This is a genomic window from Pseudoxanthomonas sp. SE1, from assembly GCF_029542205.1.
Taxonomy (GTDB): domain Bacteria; phylum Pseudomonadota; class Gammaproteobacteria; order Xanthomonadales; family Xanthomonadaceae; genus Pseudoxanthomonas_A.
The window spans coordinates 3,294,904-3,315,353 of record NZ_CP113783.1 but is presented as its reverse complement, the minus strand read 5'-3'; the positions used below and the strand labels follow the sequence as shown (position 1 = coordinate 3,315,353).

The 20,450-nt window shown below is 66.9% G+C and carries 16 protein-coding genes; 11 read left to right on the top strand and 5 right to left on the bottom strand.

All coding sequences use genetic code 11. The features are described 5' to 3' along the window. Positions 1 to 13 precede the first annotated feature (13 nt). Together clpB and OY559_RS15670 are read left to right on the top strand one after the other, a co-directional pair. A complete protein-coding gene (gene clpB, locus OY559_RS15675; RefSeq protein ID WP_277727146.1) occupies positions 14 to 2,617 on the top strand; it encodes an ATP-dependent chaperone ClpB in 2,604 nt (867 codons plus the stop codon). 177 nt (positions 2,618 to 2,794) lie between these two features. Continuing rightward, complete coding sequence (locus tag OY559_RS15670) at positions 2,795 to 5,059, top strand: EAL domain-containing protein (RefSeq protein ID WP_277727145.1); 2,265 nt, start codon at positions 2,795 to 2,797, stop codon at positions 5,057 to 5,059. A 9-nt stretch (positions 5,060 to 5,068) separates the two neighbouring features. Here the strand turns inward: OY559_RS15670 and ybaL are convergent, their stop codons facing one another. Then, positions 5,069 to 6,757: a YbaL family putative K(+) efflux transporter gene (gene ybaL / locus OY559_RS15665; protein WP_277727143.1), complete on the bottom strand. Its 1,689-nt coding sequence runs from the start codon at positions 6,755 to 6,757 to the stop codon at positions 5,069 to 5,071. A gap of 171 nt (positions 6,758 to 6,928) precedes the next feature. After that, positions 6,929 to 9,328: a TonB-dependent receptor plug domain-containing protein gene (locus tag OY559_RS15660; protein WP_277727142.1), complete on the bottom strand. Its 2,400-nt coding sequence runs from the start codon at positions 9,326 to 9,328 to the stop codon at positions 6,929 to 6,931. 205 nt (positions 9,329 to 9,533) lie between these two features. On the opposite strand from OY559_RS15660, the gene OY559_RS15655 reads away from it, so the two are divergent. From OY559_RS15655 to OY559_RS15645, 3 genes are read left to right on the top strand one after another with little or no spacing between them, the layout of a single operon-like run. Next, the gene (locus OY559_RS15655; RefSeq protein WP_277727141.1) at positions 9,534 to 11,384 is read left to right on the top strand and encodes an ABC-F family ATP-binding cassette domain-containing protein; all 1,851 of its coding nucleotides are present in this window, start codon (positions 9,534 to 9,536) and stop codon (positions 11,382 to 11,384) included. Positions 11,385 to 11,438: 54 nt separating this feature from the next. Continuing rightward, positions 11,439 to 11,774, top strand: a complete 336-nt coding sequence (locus OY559_RS15650; protein WP_277727140.1) for an FmdB family zinc ribbon protein — start codon at positions 11,439 to 11,441, stop codon at positions 11,772 to 11,774. Positions 11,775 to 11,819: 45 nt separating this feature from the next. Further along, positions 11,820 to 12,437 (top strand): hypothetical protein, encoded by a 618-nt coding sequence (locus OY559_RS15645; protein ID WP_277727139.1) that lies wholly within the window; start codon positions 11,820 to 11,822, stop codon positions 12,435 to 12,437. Positions 12,438 to 12,606: 169 nt separating this feature from the next. Here OY559_RS15645 and OY559_RS15640 read toward each other — a convergent pair whose 3' ends face one another. Further along, complete coding sequence (locus OY559_RS15640; protein WP_277727138.1) at positions 12,607 to 13,518, bottom strand: DUF3011 domain-containing protein; 912 nt, start codon at positions 13,516 to 13,518, stop codon at positions 12,607 to 12,609. A 151-nt stretch (positions 13,519 to 13,669) separates the two neighbouring features. On the opposite strand from OY559_RS15640, the gene aspS reads away from it, so the two are divergent. The 3 genes from aspS (at position 13,670) to OY559_RS15625 (ending at position 16,333) form a co-directional block, all read left to right on the top strand. Beyond that, positions 13,670 to 15,421 (top strand): aspartate--tRNA ligase, encoded by a 1,752-nt coding sequence (gene aspS / locus OY559_RS15635; protein WP_277727136.1) that lies wholly within the window; start codon positions 13,670 to 13,672, stop codon positions 15,419 to 15,421. A 15-nt stretch (positions 15,422 to 15,436) separates the two neighbouring features. Then, positions 15,437 to 15,709 (top strand): DNA primase, encoded by a 273-nt coding sequence (locus OY559_RS15630; protein ID WP_277727135.1) that lies wholly within the window; start codon positions 15,437 to 15,439, stop codon positions 15,707 to 15,709. Between the two features lie 93 nt (positions 15,710 to 15,802). Further along, on the top strand, positions 15,803 to 16,333 hold the full coding sequence (locus tag OY559_RS15625) for a GNAT family N-acetyltransferase (protein ID WP_277730028.1): 531 nt from the start codon (positions 15,803 to 15,805) through the stop codon (positions 16,331 to 16,333). 268 nt (positions 16,334 to 16,601) lie between these two features. On the opposite strand, the gene OY559_RS15620 is transcribed toward OY559_RS15625, so the two are convergent. Next, a complete protein-coding gene (locus tag OY559_RS15620; RefSeq protein ID WP_277727134.1) occupies positions 16,602 to 17,543 on the bottom strand; it encodes an alpha/beta fold hydrolase in 942 nt (313 codons plus the stop codon). Between the two features lie 41 nt (positions 17,544 to 17,584). Then, positions 17,585 to 18,013 carry an organic hydroperoxide resistance protein gene (locus tag OY559_RS15615; protein WP_277727132.1) on the bottom strand — a complete coding sequence of 143 codons (429 nt, stop codon included), beginning with the start codon at positions 18,011 to 18,013 and terminating at the stop codon, positions 17,585 to 17,587. A gap of 123 nt (positions 18,014 to 18,136) precedes the next feature. On the opposite strand from OY559_RS15615, the gene OY559_RS15610 reads away from it, so the two are divergent. From OY559_RS15610 to OY559_RS15600, 3 genes are read left to right on the top strand one after another with little or no spacing between them, the layout of a single operon-like run. Beyond that, positions 18,137 to 18,964 (top strand): AraC family transcriptional regulator, encoded by an 828-nt coding sequence (locus OY559_RS15610; RefSeq protein WP_277727130.1) that lies wholly within the window; start codon positions 18,137 to 18,139, stop codon positions 18,962 to 18,964. Positions 18,965 to 19,007: 43 nt separating this feature from the next. After that, positions 19,008 to 19,646 (top strand): esterase/lipase family protein, encoded by a 639-nt coding sequence (locus OY559_RS15605; protein ID WP_277727129.1) that lies wholly within the window; start codon positions 19,008 to 19,010, stop codon positions 19,644 to 19,646. A 57-nt stretch (positions 19,647 to 19,703) separates the two neighbouring features. After that, positions 19,704 to 20,435 (top strand): YebC/PmpR family DNA-binding transcriptional regulator, encoded by a 732-nt coding sequence (locus tag OY559_RS15600; protein WP_277727127.1) that lies wholly within the window; start codon positions 19,704 to 19,706, stop codon positions 20,433 to 20,435. The last annotated feature ends 15 nt before the right edge of the window (positions 20,436 to 20,450 follow it).

Genomic DNA, 20,450 nt, shown 5'->3' with positions numbered 1-20,450 from the left:
TGAGGTTCTCCCGATGCGGATGGACAAACTGACCTCGCGTTTCCAGCAGGCGCTGGCCGACGCGCAGTCGCTGGCCGTGGGCCGCGACCACACCATGATCGAGCCGGTCCACGTGCTGACCGCGCTGCTCGAGCAGCAGGGCGGCAGCACGCGTCCGCTGCTGTCGCAGGCCGGCGTCAACGTGCCCGTGCTGCGCGAACGGCTGGGCGAAGCGCTCGACAGGCTGCCGAAGGTCACCGGCCAGGCCGGCAACCTGTCCATCGGCAACGATCTCTCGCGCCTGCTCAATGTCACCGACAAGCTGGCGCAGGACAGTGGCGATACCTACATCGCCAGCGAGTGGTTCCTGCTGGCCGCATTGGACGACAGCGGCGCCGCCGGCCAGGAGCTGAAGGCCAGTGGCGCCGACAAGCAGAAGCTGCGTGCCGCCATCGACCGTCTGCGCGGGGGTGAGAAAGTGCAATCCGAGAATGCCGAAGACCAGCGCCAGGCGCTGGAGAAGTACACCATCGACCTCACCGAGCGCGCGGAGATCGGCAAGCTGGACCCGGTGATCGGCCGTGACGAGGAAATCCGCCGCACCATCCAGGTCCTGCAGCGCCGCACCAAGAACAACCCCGTGCTGATCGGCGAGCCGGGCGTGGGCAAGACCGCCATCGTCGAAGGCCTGGCGCAGCGTATCGTCAACGGCGAGGTGCCTGAAGGTTTGAAGGGCAAGCGCGTGCTGAGCCTGGACATGGGCGCGCTGATCGCTGGCGCGAAGTTCCGCGGCGAATTCGAGGAGCGCCTGAAGGCCGTGCTGAACGACCTGGCCAAGAACGAAGGCCAGATCATCCTCTTCATCGATGAGCTGCACACCATGGTCGGTGCCGGCAAGGCCGAAGGTTCGATGGACGCCGGCAACATGCTCAAGCCCGCGCTGGCGCGCGGCGAACTGCACTGCATCGGCGCGACCACGCTGGACGAGTACCGCAAGTACGTGGAGAAGGACGCCGCGCTGGAGCGCCGCTTCCAGAAGGTCTTCGTAGGCGAACCCAGCGTCGAGGACACCATCGCCATCCTGCGCGGGCTGAAGGAGAAATACGCCGTGCACCATGGCGTGGAGATCACCGACCCCGCCATCGTCGCCGCGGCCACGCTGTCGCACCGTTACATCGCCGACCGCCAGCTGCCGGACAAGGCCATCGACCTGATGGACGAAGCGGCATCGCGCATCCGCATGGAAATCGACTCCAAGCCGGAGGAGATGGACCGCATGGAGCGCCGGCTGATCCAGCTCAAGATCCAGCGCGAGGCGCTGAAGAAGGAAAAGGACGCGCAGTCGAAACAGCGCCTGGCCGATCTGGAGACCGAGATCGAATCGCTGCAGCGCGAGTTCAACGACCTGGAAGAAATCTGGAAGGCCGAGAAGGCCACGCTGACCGGCGCCACGAAGATCAAGGAACAGATCGAGCGCGTGAAGCTGGAGCTGGAAGCCGCGCAGCGCAAGCAGGACTACGCGCGCATGAGCGAGCTGCAGTACGGCCAGCTGCCGGAACTGGAGAAGCAGCTGTCCGCCGCGCAGGAAGCCGAGCAGAAAGGCTTCCGCCTGCTGCAGGACAAGGTCACCGACGAGGAGATCGCCGAAGTCGTCAGTCGCTGGACCGGCATCCCGGTCAGCAAGATGCTGGAAGGGGAGCGCGAGAAGCTGCTGCAGATGGAGCAGTCGCTGCGTGGCCGCGTGATCGGCCAGGAAGAGGCGATCAAGGTCGTCTCCGACGCCGTGCGTCGCTCGCGCGCCGGTATTTCCGATCCCGACCGTCCGAGTGGTTCGTTCCTGTTCCTCGGCCCGACCGGCGTGGGTAAGACCGAGTTGTGCAAGGCGCTGGCCGAATTCCTGTTCGACAGCAGCGACGCGATGGTCCGCATCGACATGAGCGAGTTCATGGAGAAGCACGCGGTCAGCCGCCTGGTCGGCGCGCCCCCGGGCTACGTGGGCTACGAGGAAGGCGGCTACCTGACCGAGGCGGTGCGTCGCCGTCCCTACAGCGTGATCCTGCTGGACGAGGTGGAGAAGGCGCATCCGGACGTGTTCAACATCCTGCTGCAGGTGCTGGACGACGGGCGCCTGACCGACGGCCAGGGCCGCACGGTGGATTTCCGCAACACGGTCATCGTGATGACGTCCAACCTGGGCTCCAGCCTGATCCAGGACATGAGCGATGGCGGCGGCGCAGGCGACACGCCGGAAAGCTACACGCAGATGAAGGCGGCGGTGATGGGCGTGGTGCAGGCGCACTTCCGGCCCGAGTTCATCAACCGGCTGGACGACATCGTCGTGTTCCATCCGCTGGACAAGGCGCAGATCCGCGAGATCGCCCGCATCCAGACGCGCTACTTGGCCAAGCGGCTGGCCGAGCGGCAGATCACGCTGGACATCGACGATTCCGCGTTGGCCCTGTTGGGCAACGTCGGCTTCGACCCGGTGTACGGCGCGCGTCCGCTGAAACGTGCGATCCAGGCGCAACTGGAGAATCCGCTGGCGCACAAGATCCTGTCGGGCGACTTTGGTGCGGGGGATACCGTGCGTGTGCACGCCGATGGCGGGCACCTGGAGTTCACCCGCATGACGTCGTGATGGCCTGAACGGCGGCGGGAGAAGCGAGCTCTTCCTCCTGCCGCCGCGCGACGCCGCGGCTGAAGTGCGCGAAGCCGCCAGGGACGGGCGAAAGCGCGGTGTGTCCGCAGCACTCCCTGTACATGCGTTTACATGTCAGGATGCTGGGCGCCGGGGGCATATGGGATTTCGGTGAGCATGGTCGACCACGCTGACATACAGGCGCGCGGCCTGCACGGAAGCACGAAAGTGCTCCTGCTGGGCGGGCTGTGCCTGCTGTTGCAGCAGGTCCCCATCAGCTACCGCATCGACTTCTTCGGCGAACAGGCCGACGCCTCCCTGATCCACCTGCATGCGGGCCTGCTGCTGGCCATCGCCATGCTCGAACGCGATCGCCGCGTGGTGGCCGGCTGTTTCCTGCTGACATTCGCGGGCTGGACCGGGCGCCAGCTTTATTTCGACCAGTGGCAACCGGGTCCGGTGCTGGCGTGGGGTGCGGCCAGCTATCTGTTCACGCTGGGCTGGAGCCTGGTGTGCGCGCAATGGATGCGATGGCCGCGTGCGCCCGGGCAGCGCGTGCAACGACGCGACCTGATCCGCTTCGCCGCGATCGGCCTGTTGCTCTATCCACTGGCGCTCTCCCTCGCCGGCTTCAGCATCGCGGCGATTTCCACCTCCGCGTTGGCCATCAGTTCGGCGTTCCAGATGTTCTTCGCCAAGCAGTTCGGCGTGGCGGTGGTGACGTTGCCGCTGGTGGTGGCGTGGCGGGAGCGTGGATATCCCACGCCCCGTCTCGATGTCGGTTCGCACTGGATGTGGCCGGTCATGCTGGGGACCGGTCTGGTGCTCAGCCTGTGGATGGCCGTGCTGGTGCGGCAGGCCTACATGGCCGATGGCGCCGCGCCACGGCTGGTACTCATGGACTATCGCTTCGCGCTGCTGCTGGTGCTGGGCTGGGGCATGCTGCGCTTGTCGTCGCGCTGGGCCATGGCAGCGCTCTCGCTCACCTTGCTGCTGTTGGTGGGCATGGTGGCGGGTACGGCCGAATACGCGAACAGCCCGGTGGGTTTCTTCAACCTGCTGCACATCACGCTGGAGTTGAACATCCTGCTCCTGGCGATGATGTACCTGTGGCTGACCAACCGCGACCGCTTCGAACTGGCGGAGCGGCTTTCCAGCGAGACGCTGCGCGACCAGATCACGGGTCTGCCCAACCTCAAGGCCTTGCGCGAACGCGTGGCGCGGCCGCTGGCGCGCACCGAGTTGGGCTACCTGCTGCTGGACCAGACCGACACGCTGGTCGCGGGCTTCGGACTGGATACCCAGGCGCAGGCGATGAACGCGACGGCGCGTCGCCTGGAAGACATCGTGGAGACGTATTACGTCGGCACCGGCCAGTTCGCACTGCTGCCGAAATTCTCGCGCGACGCCGATCTCTGGGAGCGGGTGATGGCGCGGGTGGAGCACGCGGAGATCGATGCGGGCGGACAGCCGATGCGGCTGCTGCCTTACCTGGGGGTGGCCGCGTTCAACGGCACCCAGGCGAGCGTGATCGATGCGGCGGTGGTCGCGGCTTCGCACCTGGCCTTCGAGGCGCGCCATCACGGCGAACTGAGGCCCCGCTACAGCGACATCGGCGATACCCAGTTGCGGCGCACGCATCGACGCCAACTGCACGACGCCACCGAAGCCCTGGCGAGCCTGCGCAATGAGCGTGTCGTGCTGTACTTCCAGCCGATCCGCGAGCTTGCCGATGTCGAAGGCGAGCCGCGCGGGCTGATGGGGGAGGTGCTGTGCCGCCTGCTGGACGAGCGGGGCGAGATCATGTCGCCAGCCCGCTTCATGGCGCCCCTCGAAGCCGCGGGCCGGGGCGCCGAACTGGACCTGGCGGTCGTGCGCGCGTTGTTCCGTCTGCTGCGGAAGTCGCCCGCCGCATTGCCGCACTGCCGTGAGATCGCCATCAACCTGACCGGCCAGAGCCTGGCCTCGATGAGTTTCCAGGTGGAACTGCGAACCCTGCTGGCCGGCTCGCCGCTGCCGATGAGTGCGTTGTGCTTCGAAGTCACCGAAACCGCCGCCATCTCCAACACGGCCGCCGCCAGCCACCTCCTGGCCGACCTGCGCGCGCTGGGCTGCCACATCGCCATCGATGACTTCGGCACCGGCATGCAGAGCTTCGCGCGCCTGCGCGAGCTCCCCGTCGATATCATCAAGATCGATGGCTCGTTCGTGCGCAACGTGGCCCAGTTGGGCAAGGACCATGCGGTCGTGCAGGCATCCGTCGCCGTGGCCACGGCCTTCGGGGCGATCACGGTGGCCGAGTTCGTCGAGGACGAAGCCACGGAGCACTGCCTGCGGCAACTGGGCGTGCAGCGCGTGCAGGGCTATCTGTACGGTGCCCCGCGTCCGCTGGTCGACGTGCTGGCGGAGACCGCCGCGGAGGCCGCTGTTTTCCGCAGCTGACCTGCAGGATCAGCTGATGGTGCGCTGCGGACGATACGGTGGCGTGGACATCACCATTTCCGCAAGCGAGAACGCCAGTTCGCGTTCGGCCAGCACGGCGCCGTCTGCGCCGTGTTCCAGCAGATGCTTCACTTCCCCCTCGCTGTGCGCGCGGGCGAGCAGGGTCAGTGAAGGATTGAGTGCGCGCAGCTTGGCCAGGGTCTCGCCTGCTTCGAGCGGTTGCGGGATGGCCAGTACGGCGATCTTCGCGCGTTCGGGATGCGCCTCTGCCAGCACCCTGTCGGCCGCCGCGCTGCCGCGGATCGCGGGGATGCCGGCATCATGCGCGCGTGCCACGTGCTCGCCGTTGTCGTCGATGACGATCAGGGGCACGCCGCGGTCGCGCAGTACGCGCGCCAGTTCGCTGCCCACGCGGCCATAGCCGATGATAATGGCGTGGCCGGTGACATCGAGCGAAGGGCCCGGCGGTATCTCGGGCTCGGCCGGCACCGGTGCCAGCGCTTCCTGCTTCATCTGCCAGCGGTCCAGCCACGAGAACAGGAACGGGTTGGCGATGATCGACAGCAACGAGCCGGCCAGGATCAGGTCGCGTCCCTCCGGCGGCAGGATCTTCAGCGACACGCCCAGTGCGGCCAGGATGAAGGAGAACTCGCCGATCTGCGCCAGGCTGACCGAGATCGTCAGTGCGGTGCCGGTGGGGTGCTTGAACGCTTTGACGATGTAGTACGCCGCCACCGACTTGCCGATCACGATGATCCCGAAGGTGGCCAGCACTTGCCAAGGATGCGCCACCAGGATCGCTGGGTTGAACAGCATGCCCACCGACACGAAGAACAGTACCGCGAACGCATCCCGCAGCGGCAGCGAGTCGTTGGCCGCCTTGTGGCTCAGCTCGGATTCGTTGAGCAGCATGCCGGCGAAGAACGCGCCCAGGGCAAACGACACGCCGAACAGCGTGGCCGAGCCGAACGCCACGCCCAGCGCGATCGCCAGTACCGACAGCGTGAACAGTTCGCGCGAACCGGTCGCGGCGATCTTCTCCAGCGTCCATGGAATGACGCGGCGACCCACTACCAGCATGAAGGCGACGAACGCGCCCAGCTTGATCAGCGTCCATGCGATGGCGACCATGAAGGCCCCGAAACTCGCCGGCGTGTCGCCGGTGCGCTCGCCGAAGGTCTCCGCCAGTACCGGCAGCATCACCAGCGCCAGCACCATGGCGATGTCTTCCACGATCAGCCAGCCCACCGCGATGCGGCCGCGCTTCGTATCCAGCAGGCGCCGGTCCTCCATCGCGCGCAGCAGCACCACGGTGCTCGCCACCGACAGCGCCAACCCGAACACGAAGCCGTTCAACGGCGTCCAGCCCATGCCCCATGCCAGCGCCCAGCCCAGCGCCGTGGCCACCACGATCTGCGCGATGGCGCCGGGAATGGCGATCGCCTTGACTTCCAGCAGGTCCTCCAGCGAGAAGTGCAAGCCCACGCCGAACATCAGCAGCATCACGCCCAGTTCCGACAACTGGTTGGCCAGTGCCTGGTCGGCCACGAAGCCGGGGGTGAAAGGGCCGACGAAGATGCCGGCGAGCAGGTAACCGACCAGCGGTGACAGGCGCAGCTTGTGCGCGAGCGCGCCCAGCACGAAGGCCAGGGCGAGGCCTACCGCGATGATGTTGATCAGGTCGGCGTCATGGTGCATCTAATCGCGCGTTTCCTCTGCATGTCCGTCGAGTGTCGCCGATGCGGGCGCCATGCCGCAAACGTATACAGGCCGCAGCGCGCGTTGTTCTCCAGTTTCCGCCGTCATCGCCGCAACGGAAACGCCCCGCTCGGGGCGGGGCGTTCCGAAGAAGCCAGGCGATGCGCCGCCTCACCACTTGTAGGCGACGCGCCCATACACATAGGCGCCGTTGAAACCGCCTGGCGACTGGCTGCTGTAGGGGAACTGGCCGCTGTTCGAGTTCGGGAAGATGGTGCGGTCCGGGTATTCGTCCAGCAGGTTGTCCGCACCGAGCGTCAGCGTCCAGTTCTCGCTCGGGCGATAGCTGGTGGAGGCGTCCAGGATCCACTTCGCGCCGTAGGTCTGGTCGTTGACCGGATTACCGGTCTCGCTGACGCGCGTGGTGAACTCGCCGTAGCGGGTGGCGCCGAAGGTGAAGTCCCAGCGCGCCAGGTTCCACGCCGCCGTCAGCGTGGTCTTGTCGCGTGGATAGCCTTCCTCGATACGGCCCTGCTCGTCACGGCCCACGCGAAAGAGATTGGCGCCCAGCGAGGTCAGCTCCGGCGGATTCGGCGCGATGCGCTGGATCTCGGTCTTGTTGTAGTTGTAGCCGGCGGTCAGGGCGAGGCTGCTGTTGGCCAGCGGCACGGTGTACTGAGCGATGACGTCGACGCCACGCGTGCGGGTGTCGGCCGCGTTGGTGAAGTAGCGCGCGCTGGTGACGCCGTTGACGCCCAGGCTCGACAGCAACGCCTGCGCCGCCGCATTGCCGCCCAGCAGCAGGTTGGAGGAGAGCACGATGCGGTCGTCGATGTCGATCTGGTATGCATCGATGGTGACGTACAGGCGGTCCACCGGCTGCAGCACCAGGCCCAGTCCGTAGGACAGCGAGGTTTCGGCGGTCAGTGCATCGGCCCCCAGCGCCTGCGCCACCGGGCCAGTAGCGGGGAACGTGCCCGATTCGAAGAAGCGGTCGAGTGTGGCGTTGTACTGCGAGGTCACCACCTGGTAGTACTGCTGCGCCAGCGCTGGTGCGCGGAAACCGCTTGCCACCGTCGCACGCAGCGCCACGGCATCGGTGAAGGCGTAGCGCGCGGACAGCTTGCCGGATACCTCGCTGCCGAAGTCGGAGTAGTCCTCGTAACGACCAGCGATGCCGGCCGAGAACTTCTCGGTCATGTCAGCTTCCAGCCCCACATACGCCGCGTAACTGTCGCGGTCCGAATGCACGGCGTTGGCGGGGGTGAAACCGGCGAAGCCCTGCGCGCCGCTGCCCGTGTAGGAGTTCAGCTCGCCCGGCGACTGGTTCCACTTCTCCTGGCGGTACTCGGCGCCGAACGAAAGCGTGGCCGGATACGCCAGCCCGATTTCGAGTGGCTTGCTGATATCGGCGTTCAGCACGTTCTGGGTGTACTCCAGCGCGCCGTCGTAGAAGCGGCGCGGACTGGTCGCGCCCAGGCTGTAGTTGATGCTGTTCTGGGTGTAGAACTTCAGGTGGTTGTAGCCGTAGTTGTAGCTGACGTCCCACTTCCAGCCATTTTCCGTATCGCCCTTGATGCCGGCGACCAGCGAGCGGTCCTGTGACAGCTGGTTGATCTCCGGCACGTAGCCGTCCGGGTAAACCTGGGCCAGGAGCGCGCCCTGGCTGCTGTGGTTGGGCGAGCGGTAGAAGGCGAACGACACGATGTCGCGGTTGCTGGCGATGGCAGTGGCGTAGGCGTCCACCGTGTCGCTGATCGCGAAGCCGGCATTGGCCGACACGGCGCCCGCATCCACCTGGGGATCGCCGTAGACGAACGCCACCTCGCCAATGGCGGGATTGTTGCCGGTGTTCGGCGCGGTGCCTTGGTAGGGGCCGGCGCGATCGGTCTCGTCCTGCTGGGTCAGCTGCCCGGCGACATGGACGAAACCGCGCCCGTCGCCGAACGAAATGCCGGTGTCGCCCGACAGCTGCGTGCTGCGGCCGTCGCCGGCGGAGTAACCGCCCACGTCCGCGACCAGGCTGCCGCCCTTGCCGGATCCCTTCAGCACGATGTTGACCACGCCGGCGATGGCGTCAGAGCCGTACTGCGCGGAGGCGCCGTCGCGCAGCACTTCGACGCGTTCGATCGCCGACACCGGGATCGCGTTGAGGTCCACCGCGGACGAGCCGCGGCCGATGCTGCCGTTGACGTTGACCAGCGCCGAGATGTGGCGGCGCTTGCCGTTGACCAGGATCAGTACCTGGTCCGGCGACAGGCCGCGCAGCTGCGCCGGACGGACGCCGCTGGTGCCGTCGGTGACCGCCGGGCGCGGGAAGTTCAGCGAGGGCAGGGCGCGTGCCAGTGCTGTCGCGAGTTCGGTGGTGCCGGTGGCCTGCAGAGCCTCCGGCGTGATGATGTCGATCGGTGACTGCGATTCGGCAACGGTGCGGTCTGAGACGCGCGTGCCGGTGACGATCAGGGTGTCCAGCGTACGCGCCTCGGCAGGGGCGGATTCCTGGGCGGATACGGCGGGGGCGACCAGCGCCAGGCTGATGGCGAAGGTCAGGGGCGACAGCTTGCGGGTCATGGGGGGAGCTCCGGGAAGGACTGCGAAGTGATGCTTGAAGTGGATCAGGGCTTGCAAAGTTTCCTTTGAAACCATGGACTTAGGCGCTACAGACTCTGGTTACAGGGCCATGACATGGATGTCAATGGTTTCTTAACAACTGTGGACAGAGGCGCTATCGATAAACTACGCGGCCGCTTCCCCCCAAATCCCCTTAGGTTGTTTCTTGATCTCCCTTCGTAATTTCGCGCTGCGCCGCGGTGAGCGCCTGTTGCTGTCCAACGTCGACCTGACCCTGCATGCGGGCTACCGCGTGGGCGTGGTCGGTCGCAATGGCGCGGGCAAGTCCAGCCTGTTCGCCGCCGTGCAGGGCGAACTGGAAGCCGACAAGGGCGACCTCGACCTGCCCGGCAAGGTGCGCATCGCCAGCGTGGCGCAGGAAACCCCGTCGCTGCCCGACCCGGCGCTGTCGTTCGTGCTCGGTGGCGACACCGAGGTGGCCGCCGTGCTGCAGGCCGAAGCCGACGCCACCGCGCGCGAGGACTGGGAGGCGGTGGCCAACGCGCACACCCGCATGGCGGAGATCGGCGCCTACGACGCGGAGGCGCGCGCCGGCAAGCTGCTGCACGGGCTGGGCTTCCCGGCCGATACGCACCACCGGCCGGTGTCGTCGTTCTCCGGCGGCTGGCGCGTACGCCTGAACCTGGCGCGCGCACTGATGATGCCCAGCGACCTGCTGCTGCTCGACGAACCCACCAACCACCTCGACATGGACGCGGTGCTGTGGCTTGAGCAGTGGCTGCTGAAATATCCCGGCACGCTGCTGCTGATCTCGCACGACCGCGAGTTCCTCGATAACGTCGCCACCCACACACTGCACCTGCACGGTGGCGGCGCGAAGCTTTACACGGGCGGCTACACCGATTTCGAACGCCAGCGCGCCGAACAGCTGCGCCAGCAGCAGATCGCGCACGAGAAGGAACAGGCCGAGCGGGCGCACCTGCAGAGCTTCATCGACCGCTTCAAGGCCAAGGCGTCGAAGGCGGCGCAGGCGCAGAGCCGCATGAAGCGCCTGGCCAAGCTGGCTGGCACGGAGGCGGTGCGCGCCGAGCGCGAGTTCCGCATCGAGTTCGCCGAACCGGCCAAGCTGCCGTTCTCCCTGATCCGTCTGAATCATGTCGAAGCCGGCTATGGGCCGGATGCGGTGATCCTGCACAATGTCGGCTTCGGCCTGGAAGCAGGGCAGCGCATCGGGCTGCTCGGCCCCAACGGCGCCGGCAAGACCACGCTGGTGAAGACGCTGGTGGGCGAGTTGCCCGCGCTGGCCGGCGACCGCATGGCGCATCCGGACCTGCGGATTGGCTACTTCGCGCAGCACACGGTGGAATCGCTGCACGAAGGCCAGTCGCCGATGGACCACTTCCGCGATCTGTCGCCGGACGCCAGCAACCAGTCGTTCCGCGACTTCCTCGGCAAATGGAATTTCCCCGGCGACCGCGCGTTCGAACCGGTGGACGGATTCTCCGGCGGCGAGCGTGCACGCCTGGCGCTGGCGCTGATCGCGTGGCAGCAGCCCAACGTGCTGCTGCTCGACGAACCGACCAACCACCTCGATCTCGAGATGCGCGAAGCACTGGCCGAAGCCCTCAGCGACTTCGATGGCGCCATCGTCATGGTCTCGCACGACCGCCACCTGATCGGCCTGGTCTGCGACACGTTCTGGCGCGTGGCGGACGGCGTGGTCGAACCGTTCGACGGCGACCTGGACGAATACGCCGCCTGGCTGCGCACCCGCGCCTCCGCGCAGGGCAGCAAGCCGCTGCGCAGCGAGCCTGCGCCGCCGCCGAAACCTGCGCCGGCCCCCGCGCGCAAGGTCAACCCCGTCAAGCTGGCCGAGGCGGAAGCGAAGGTCGCCGCACTGGAAGGCAAGCTGGCGGACGTGGACGCGCAGCTCGCCGATCCCGCCAGCTACGCCGATACCGATCTCGCCGCGCGGCTGGGGCGTGATCGCGAAGCCCTGCAGCAGCAACTCGCCAGGGCGGAGCAGGCCTGGTCGGCGTTGTACGACGACGCTTGATTCGCGCACCTCGCATCCCCACACCACCCCCGTCCGTTTGATCCATCATTACCCATGCCCATCTACGCCTTCGAATGCACCCAGTGCGGCCACAGTTTCGACCGCCTGCAGAAGCTGTCCGATCCGGATCCCGACACCTGCCCGGCGTGCAGTGCGCACGCGGTAAAGCGGCAGCTGACCGCGCCGTCGTTCCGGCTGGCCGGCAGTGGCTGGTACGAGACCGATTTCAAGAAGGACGGCGACAAGAAGCGCAACCTTGCCGACGGTGGAGAAGGCGCCAAGCCGTCCAGCGAGTCCAAGCCTGCTGAGTCGGCGCCGGCCAAGACCGAAAGCGCGCCTGCGAAGACGGACGCCAAGCCTGCGACACCACCGTCGACGTCCTCGACCTGAGGCCGGCGGTGTAAGGTGCATCCCTTCCTGCAAAGAAGGGATGCCATGAAGAAGACCCTGCTCGCGTTCGCTGTGTTGTCCGTTGCAGGCTGCGCCACGTCGTCCACGGGCGCGTCGTCCTCGACGCCCGCCGACACCTTCCTTGCTGCGCTGGCGGCCCAGTGCGGCAAGGCCTATGCAGGCCGTATCACCGCCAACCAGCCCGCGCCGACCACGCCGGATGCATTCGAGGGCAAGGCGCTGGTGATGCATGTACGTGGCTGCGATGACCCTGCCCGCGAGATCCGTGTCCCGTTCCACGTGGGCGACGACCACTCGCGCACCTGGGTGGTCACGCGGACGGCGGCCGGCCTGCGTTTGAAGCATGACCATCGCCACGAAGACGGCAGTCCGGACGCGGTGACGATGTACGGCGGCGACACGGTGGATGCCGGCACGGCGCAGCGGCAGGCGTTTCCCGTGGATGCCGAATCGGTGGCGATGTTCAAGCGCGAAGGCCTCAATGCGTCGCTCAACAACACCTGGGCCATGGAACTGGTGCCCGGGAAGACCTTCGTCTACGAACTGAGTCGGCCGAATGGCCGGCTGCTCCGGGTGGAGTTCGACCTCACCACGCCGGTGGCCCTGCCGCCGGCACCCTGGGGCAGTGGCGAGGGCGGGTGAGGCACCGCCTCATCGCCAGTCGGGGGAGACGGGAGCGGAAATGGGTCCCAGCTTTCGCTGGGACGACGGAGTTGAGTGACTGCAGACTTTCGTCGTCCCAGCGAAAGCTGGGACCCAAGTGGACGTTGCTGTCTGGTCCGTTGACGGGAACGCAACCAGCGGCGGCGGCTCAGCGCGGCCCGAAACGGCCGCGGCAACCACGATCCACCCACACCTGTGTGCCGGTGTAGCCCCAGGAGTAGCCTTCGCGGCAACTGGTGTTGGAGAGCTGCTGCTGCAGGACCGGCCGGCCCTGGCGCGGGTCGTAGGCGCAGGTCTTGCGGCGGTTGTCGTCGCTGCTGCACGTGATGGTGTACCCGCTGTTGCCCCCACCGCCCCACCCGTTGCCCGAATCGCGGAACTCGGCGCGGCAGCCGCTCCGCACCCAGATCATGCCCCGGCGCTGGCCCCAGTTCTGGTTCTCGTTGCAGCGGGTCGAAGACAGGTTCCGCTGGACCACCGCGCGTCCGCGGAAGTTGGTACGGCATTCGCGGTAGGCATTGTTGGCGCTTTCGCAGACCACGGTGGAGCCGCCCGAGCCTCCGCCCGACCCCTCGGTGAAACGGCCGCGGCAGCCGCGATCCACCCAGACCACGCCATTGCCGCTGCCCCAGTTCTGGCCCTCCACGCAGCGGGTGCTCGAGAGGTTCTGCGCGAGCACGGCGTTGCGCCGGAAGCCGGTCCGGCATTCCCGGCGACGGTTGTCCTTGCTTTCGCAGGTGACCTGGCCGTTGGCGGGTGGATTCGGATTCCAGCCGCCACTGTTGCCGCCGAGCGACTGGGCGATGTCCTGCTTGATCCGGCTGAAGGTCCAGCTGGAGCGGTTGACCTGGTCGAGGTAGAAGCGGAGCTGGTCGTCCGGGATGCGGCGACCGCGGGACTGTTCCGAGTACTCCAGGCTGATCACGCGCGTCTGGTCCTGGACGGACAACTGGCGGAGGTTCTCCGGCGCGTAGGCCCGCGTACCGACCTGGGCGACGGCGCTGCCGGCCACCAAGGCCAGCAACAGTACGAGGACGGACTGCAACAACGGCTTCTTCATGGTGGCACCCTCCTGGGGAGCCGTCAGCATACGCCGGGATTGTTAATACGGGGCAGAGGGCGGCGGGGGACCGGTTAAACTAGCGGGCTACGACGGCCCATGGCTGTTGCAACCCCTTCCGGACCCGTCCGGACGACCCCCTGGAGTCTCCATGCGTACCCATTTCTGCGGCCTCGTCGACGAGGCCTTGATCGGCCAGACCGTGACCCTGTGCGGCTGGACCGATGTCGCCCGCAACCTCGGCGGCGTGTGCTTCATCGACCTGCGCGACCACGAGGGCATCGTGCAGGTGACGGTGGATCCGTCCAATGCCGAGGTGTTCAAGGTCGCCGCGTCGCTGGGCTACGAGGACGTGCTGCAGGTCGAGGGCGTCGTGCGTGCGCGTGAAGCCGTCAACACCAAGATCCGCACCGGCCAGGTGGAAGTCATCGCGACGAAGATCACCGTGCTCAACAAGGCCGAGCCGCTGCCGTTCCACGCGCATGAGAACCCGGGCGAGGACATCCGCCTGAAGTACCGCTATCTGGACCTGCGCACCCCCGAGATGCAGCGCAAGCAGCGCACCCGCATCAAGCTGGTGCAGGCCCTGCGCCGCTGGCTGGACGCGCGCGGCTTCCAGGACATCGAGACGCCCATCCTGACCAAGGCCACGCCGGAAGGTGCGCGCGACTTCCTGGTGCCGGCGCGCATGCACCCGGGCGAATTCTACGCGCTGCCGCAGTCGCCGCAGCTGTTCAAGCAGATCCTGATGGTGGCGGGCTTCGACCGCTACTACCAGATCGCGCGCTGCTTCCGCGACGAAGCGCTGCGCGCCGACCGTCAGCTGGAATTCACCCAGCTCGACATGGAGTTCGCCTTCGTGCGCGAGCGCGACGTACAGGACGCCGTGGAGGGCATGATCCGCGACATCTTCGCCGAGGTGATGGACGTGCAGCTGGACGCGCAGTTTCCGCGCATGACCTGGGCTGAGGCGATGCGTCGCTACGGTTCGGACAAGCCGGACCTGCGCATCGCGCTGGAGCTGGTGGACGTGGCCGAACTGGTGAAGTCCAGTGAGTTCGCCGTGTTCACCGCCGCCGCCAACGACGCGGACGGCCGCGTCGCCGCACTGCGCATTCCCGGCGGCGCGTCGCTGAGCCGCAAGCAGATCGACGAATACGCCGCGCATGCCGCCAAGTACGGTGCGAAGGGCCTGGCCTACATCAAGATCGACGAAGCGGGCGCCATCAGCTCGCCGATCCAGAAGTTCTTCGCCGAAGACGCCTTCGCGGCACTGGTGAAACACGTCGGTGCCGGCAACGGTGACATCGTGTTCTTCGGTGCGGGCGGCTACAACAAGGTCAGCGACTTCATGGGCGCACTGCGCCTGAAGGCCGGCAAGGACTTCGGCCTGATCCAGGACGCCTGGAAGCCGCTGTGGGTCACCGATTTCCCGATGTTCGAGTGGGACGAAGACGCGCAGCGCTACGTCGCGCTCCACCATCCCTTCACCGCACCGGCGGTGGATGACATCGCCGACCTGCGTGCGAACGCGAAGACGGCGGTGTCGCGCGGCTACGACATGGTGCTGAACGGCAACGAGATCGGCGGCGGTTCGATCCGCATCCACCGCCCGGAGATGCAGAGCACGGTGTTCGAACTGCTCGGCATAGGTGCGGAAGAGGCGGAAGCCAAGTTCGGTTTCCTGCTGGACGCGCTGCGCTTCGGCGCGCCGCCGCACGGCGGCATCGCGTTCGGCATCGACCGCATCGCGGCGCTGATGGCCGGCACGGAGTCGATCCGCGACGTCATCCCCTTCCCGAAGACCACCACCGCGCAGTGCCTGATGACCGGCGCGCCGTCGCCCATTCCGGATGAGCAGCTGGCGGAAGTGCATATCCAGGTTCGACCGAAGAAAGACTGAGAGAGAAAACACGCAATGACGGAATACGCTTTTTCGCTGGAATGGGAACGCTTGGGCAATGAAGGCGCCGATGCGGCGTTGGTGACGGAACGCGCGCGCGTGTTCGGTGGCTGGCTGGTGCGGGTCGGCACGTCGCCGGCAGCAATGGCGGTTACCTTCGTGCCGGACGGCCAGGGCCGCTGGGACGGTGAGGACTTCGGCGAAGACGATTACGAAGAAGAAGACGAAGAAGAGTACGAAGAGGACGAGGACGCCGACGAGGAAGACGAGGCGGACGAAGAGGAATAAGGTCTTCTGTAGGAGGGGCTTCAGCCCCGACCGCAGTAAACACGGGCGCTGGGTTCTCGCCGGGGCTCAGGTCCTTCCCACATGATCATGTCGATGCCGTCCATCCGCCGCGCCACCCTCGAAGACGCCGTCCTGCTGTCGGATCTGGCGTCGCGCACCTTCACCGAGACCTTCGGTCATCTGTATCCGGCCGAGGATCTGGCGGCGTTCCTTGCCGATGCCTACGAGGTCGGCAAGCAGCGGACGATCCTCTCGCATCCGGACTATGCGGTATGGCTGCTGGAAGACGACGGCGTGGCCGTGGGTCATGCGGCGGCGGGGCCGTGCGGGTTGCCGCATCCGGACGTGAGGCCGGGAGATGGCGAGCTGAAGCGGTTGTACGTGCTGGCGTCGCACCAGAATGGCGGGTGGGGCGGGAAGCTGTTCGCCGAGGTGGAGCGGTGGTTGTTGAGGGACGGGCCGCGGACGCTGTGGATCGGGGTGTGGTCGGAGAATGCCGGCGCGCAGCGGTTCTATGCCCGGAAGGGGTTTGTGCGGGTCGGGGAATACAAGTTTCCGGTGGGCAAGACGCTGGATGATGAGTTCATCCTGAGGCGCTTCGCTTCGACGGATGATTGTCCCTGAAAGCGTTCCGCCGGCCCTGCGGGCCAGCGGGTAACTTTTCTTTGTAAGCGCAAAGAAAAGTCACCAAAAGAAAGCGCTTTCCCCGACGAAGCAATCCCATAACTCGGGCGCTATGTGAATTTTCCGGTTCGCCCTCCTGGCGAATCGGAAAACGGCGGGCGTCCTGCCCGCCGCCCTTCGGGTCTGGTGGGCTCGCTGGCGCATCGATGCAGGAAAGATCAAAAGCAGACGGCCGCGTTGGCGGCCGTTGCTGTTTGTGGCGTTGTGCTTACTTCTGGAGGAAGGTCAGCAGGTCCTGATTGACGCGGTCCTTGTGGGTGTCCGTCAGACCGTGCGGGGCGCCGGGGTAGACGATCAGCTTCGCGCCCTTGATCAGCGCGGCCGAGGCCTTGCCGGAAGCGTCGATGGGGACGATCTGGTCGTCGTCGCCGTGGATCACCAAGGTGGGGATGTCGAACTTCTTCAGGTCGCCGCGGAAGTCGGTGGCCGAGAACGCGGCGATGGAGTCGTAGGTGTTCTTGTGGCCACCCTGCATGCCCTGCGCCCACCAGCTGTCGATCAGGCCCTGCGAGACCTTCGCGCCGGGGCGGTTGAAGCCGTAGAACGGGCCCGAGGCGATGTCCAGGTAGAGCTGCGAACGGTTGTCCAGCGAGCCTTTGCGGATGCCGTCGAAGACTTCGATGGGCAGGCCACCCGGGTTGTCGGCGGTCTTCAGCATCAGCGGCGGCACGGCGCTGATCAGCACGGCCTTCTTGACCCGGCCGGTGCCGTGGCGGCCGATGTAGCGCGCCACTTCGCCGCCGCCGGTGGAGAAGCCCACCAGGGTGACGTTCTTCAGGTCCAGCGTGTTGATCACGGTGGCCAGGTCGTCGGCGTAGTGGTCCATGTCGTTGCCGTCCCAGGGCTGGCTGGAGCGACCGTGGCCGCGACGGTCATGCGCGACCACACGGTAGCCCTTGGAGGCCAGGAAGATCATCTGCGATTCCCAGCTGTCCGAGTTCAGCGGCCAGCCATGGCTGAAGGTCACGACCGGGCCGTTCTTCGGGCCCCAGTCCTTGTAGTACAGCTGCACGCCGTCGACGGTGGTGATGTAGGTGCTGGTGCGCTCGGTGGCGACCGGTGCGGTGACCGGCGCGGCGTGGGCGGCGAAGCTGGCCTGGGTGGCGACGGCCAGCAGCGTGGCGGTGAGGGTGCGGGTGAAGACGTTCATGGTGTCGGTTCCTGTGGGAAGGGGTGGGTCAGGAAGGAAGGTCAGTCGGCGATCACCAGCGTCACGTCGATGTTGCCGCGCGTGGCGTTGGAGTACGGGCAGACGATGTGGGCAGCGTCGACCAGGGCCTGCAGCTGCTCGCGGGCGACGCCCGGGGCGGCGATGGTCAGTTCGGCCTGGATGCCGAAACCGGTGGGGATCTGGCCGATGCCGACCTTGCCGGTGACGGTGGAGGACGGGGGCAGGGCGACCTTCTGCTTGCCGGCGACGAACTTCAGCGCGCCCAGGAAGCAGGCCGACCAGCCGGCCGCGAACAGCTGTTCCGGATTGGTGCCGTCGCCACCGGCGCCGCCCAGCTCGCGCGGGGTCGACAGCTTGACGGCCAGCACGCCGTCGGACGAGGTGGCCTGGCCTTCGCGGCCGCCCGAGACGGTGGCGGTGGCGGTGTAGAGGATCTTTTCGATGGACATGGCGGTGTTCCTTCTGGTGAGTGGGTGGTCCAGACGGGGTGTCGTCCGGTGAGGCGTACTTTGCGCTGCTCATCGGGACTGATGGTGATATATAATCCTGAAAACTTGATCAGGAGTTTCGACATGGCCGACCGGCTCGCTGTCCTGCTGGAGCGCTTCTCGGTGACCGCGCAGGTGTTCCACGCCGGCGCGCTGTGCGGCATCAACACGCTGGAAGGCGAGCCGGGCGTGGGTCAGCTGCACCTGATCCGGCGCGGACCGCTGGAGGTGTTCCACGGCAACACGTCGCTGCGCATCGACCAGCCCAGCCTGCTGCTCTACCCGCGCGCGATGTCGCACCGGTTTGTCAGCGATGCGGAAGAAGGTGCGGACATGGCCTGCGCCAACCTGCGGTTCGAAGGCGGCGCTCAGAATCCGATCTGCGCCGCACTGCCCGATGTGGTGTGCCTGCCGCTGGACGGCGTCTTCGGTGCATCGGACGTGTTGGCGCTGCTGTTCGAGGAAGCCTTCAACCAGCGCTGTGGGCGCACCGCACTGGTCAACCGGCTGTTCGAAGTGGTGATGATCCAGATCCTGCGCCAGCTGATGGAAACCGGCGACGTGAAAGGCGGCATGCTGGCCGGGCTTTCCCATCCCCGCCTGCGCAACGCCATCGTCGCCATGCACGAAGCGCCCTCGAAGGACTGGACGCTGGACGAACTGGCGCGCGTGGCCGGCATGTCGCGCAGCGTGTTCGCCACGCATTTCCGTGAGGCGCTGGGCATCACGCCGGGCCACTATCTGCAGGGCTGGCGTGTGGGCCTCGCCCAGCAGGCCTTGCGCCAGGGACGTCCGCTGAAGGTCGTGGCGTCCGACGTGGGCTACGGCAGCGAGGCCGCGCTGTCGCGTGCGTTCAAGGCGCACAGCGGTGTATCGCCGCGCGAATGGAAGCGCCTGCATGCCACGCATTGAGCGGCGCTGGCATGGCGCAGCGACTTCGCCCACACTGCCTCGCATGACGGAACAGCAGGACCCCGTGACGCGCGTGCTCCTCGTGCACGGCATCTGGAACGCGAAATCGTGGCTGACGCCGCTCGCACGCCGGCTGCGCCGTGAAGGCTTTGAGGTGGACGTGTTCGGTTACCCCAGCATCCTGGGCGGACCGGAGCCGGCCATCGCGGCCCTGATCGAGCGATTGCGGGGTTCGCCGCCGTTGCATCTCGTGGGACACAGCCTGGGCGGACTGATCGGGTTGGAAGCGCTGCGCCGCGCGCCTGGCCTGCCCGTGCAGCGCATGGTCTGCCTGGGATCGCCGCTGTGTGGCAGTGGCGCCGCGCGCAGCCTGGGCCGTCGGGCATGGACGGCAGCCGTGCTCGGCCGCAGTGGTGCGCTGCTGCAGGCAGGTTGCGTGCCCTGGCAGGGAACGGTGCCCGTGGGGATGGTGGCCGGGAACGTGGCACGCGGCATCGGCCGACTGATCACCCGCTTCGACGGCGAATCCGATGGCACGGTCGGGCTGGATGAAACCCGCCTGCCGGGGCTGGCGGCGCACTGCGTGGTGCCGGCCAGCCATACGGGGCTGGTGTTCTCGGCCGATGCCGCGCGCCAGGCGGCCTGCTTCCTGCGTGATGGCCGCTTCGAGGGGCAGGACTGACCTGCGCATGGGGGCGCGTATAATCCGCGCCCTTGTCAGTGCACTCCGGAAGTCACCATGGGCAGAGGCCCGTCGATCGAAGCCCGCAAGAACGCCACCGACGCCAAGCGCGGCAAGATCTTCACCAAGATCATCCGCGAGATCGGCGTGGCGGCCCGCGCCGGCGGCGGCGAGCCGGCCAACAATCCGCGCCTGCGCGCCGCAGTGGACAAGGGCCTGTCGGCCAACATGTCGAAGGACGTCATCGAGCGCGCCATCAAGAAGGCCACCGGTGAGCTGGAAGGCGTGGTCTTCGAGGAGATCCGCTACGAAGGCTACGCGCCGGGCGGCGTCGCGGTGATCGTCGATTGCCTGACCGACAACCGCGTGCGCACCGTGGCCGAAGTCCGCCACGCGTTCGGCAAGTGCGGCGGCAACATGGGCACCGAAGGCTCGGTGGCCTTCATGTTCAAGCGACTGGGCGTGCTCAGCTACGCGCCGGGTGCGGACGAAGAGAAAATCACCGAGGCCGCGATCGAGGCCGGCGCCGACGACATCGTGGTGTATCCGGATGACGGGTCCATCGATGTGGTCACCACGCCCGAAGCCTTCTCGTCGGTGAAGGACGCCATGGCAGCCGCGGGACTGGAGCCCGGCCACGCCGAGATCACCTTCCGTGCCGACAACGACATCGCCGTGCAGGGCGACACCGCCGTGCAGGTGAAGAAGCTGCTGGACATGCTGGAAGACCTGGATGATGTGCAGGACGTCTACTCCAACGCCGAGCTGGGCGCGGATGCGTATGCGTAGTCACCGTGTGTGGGG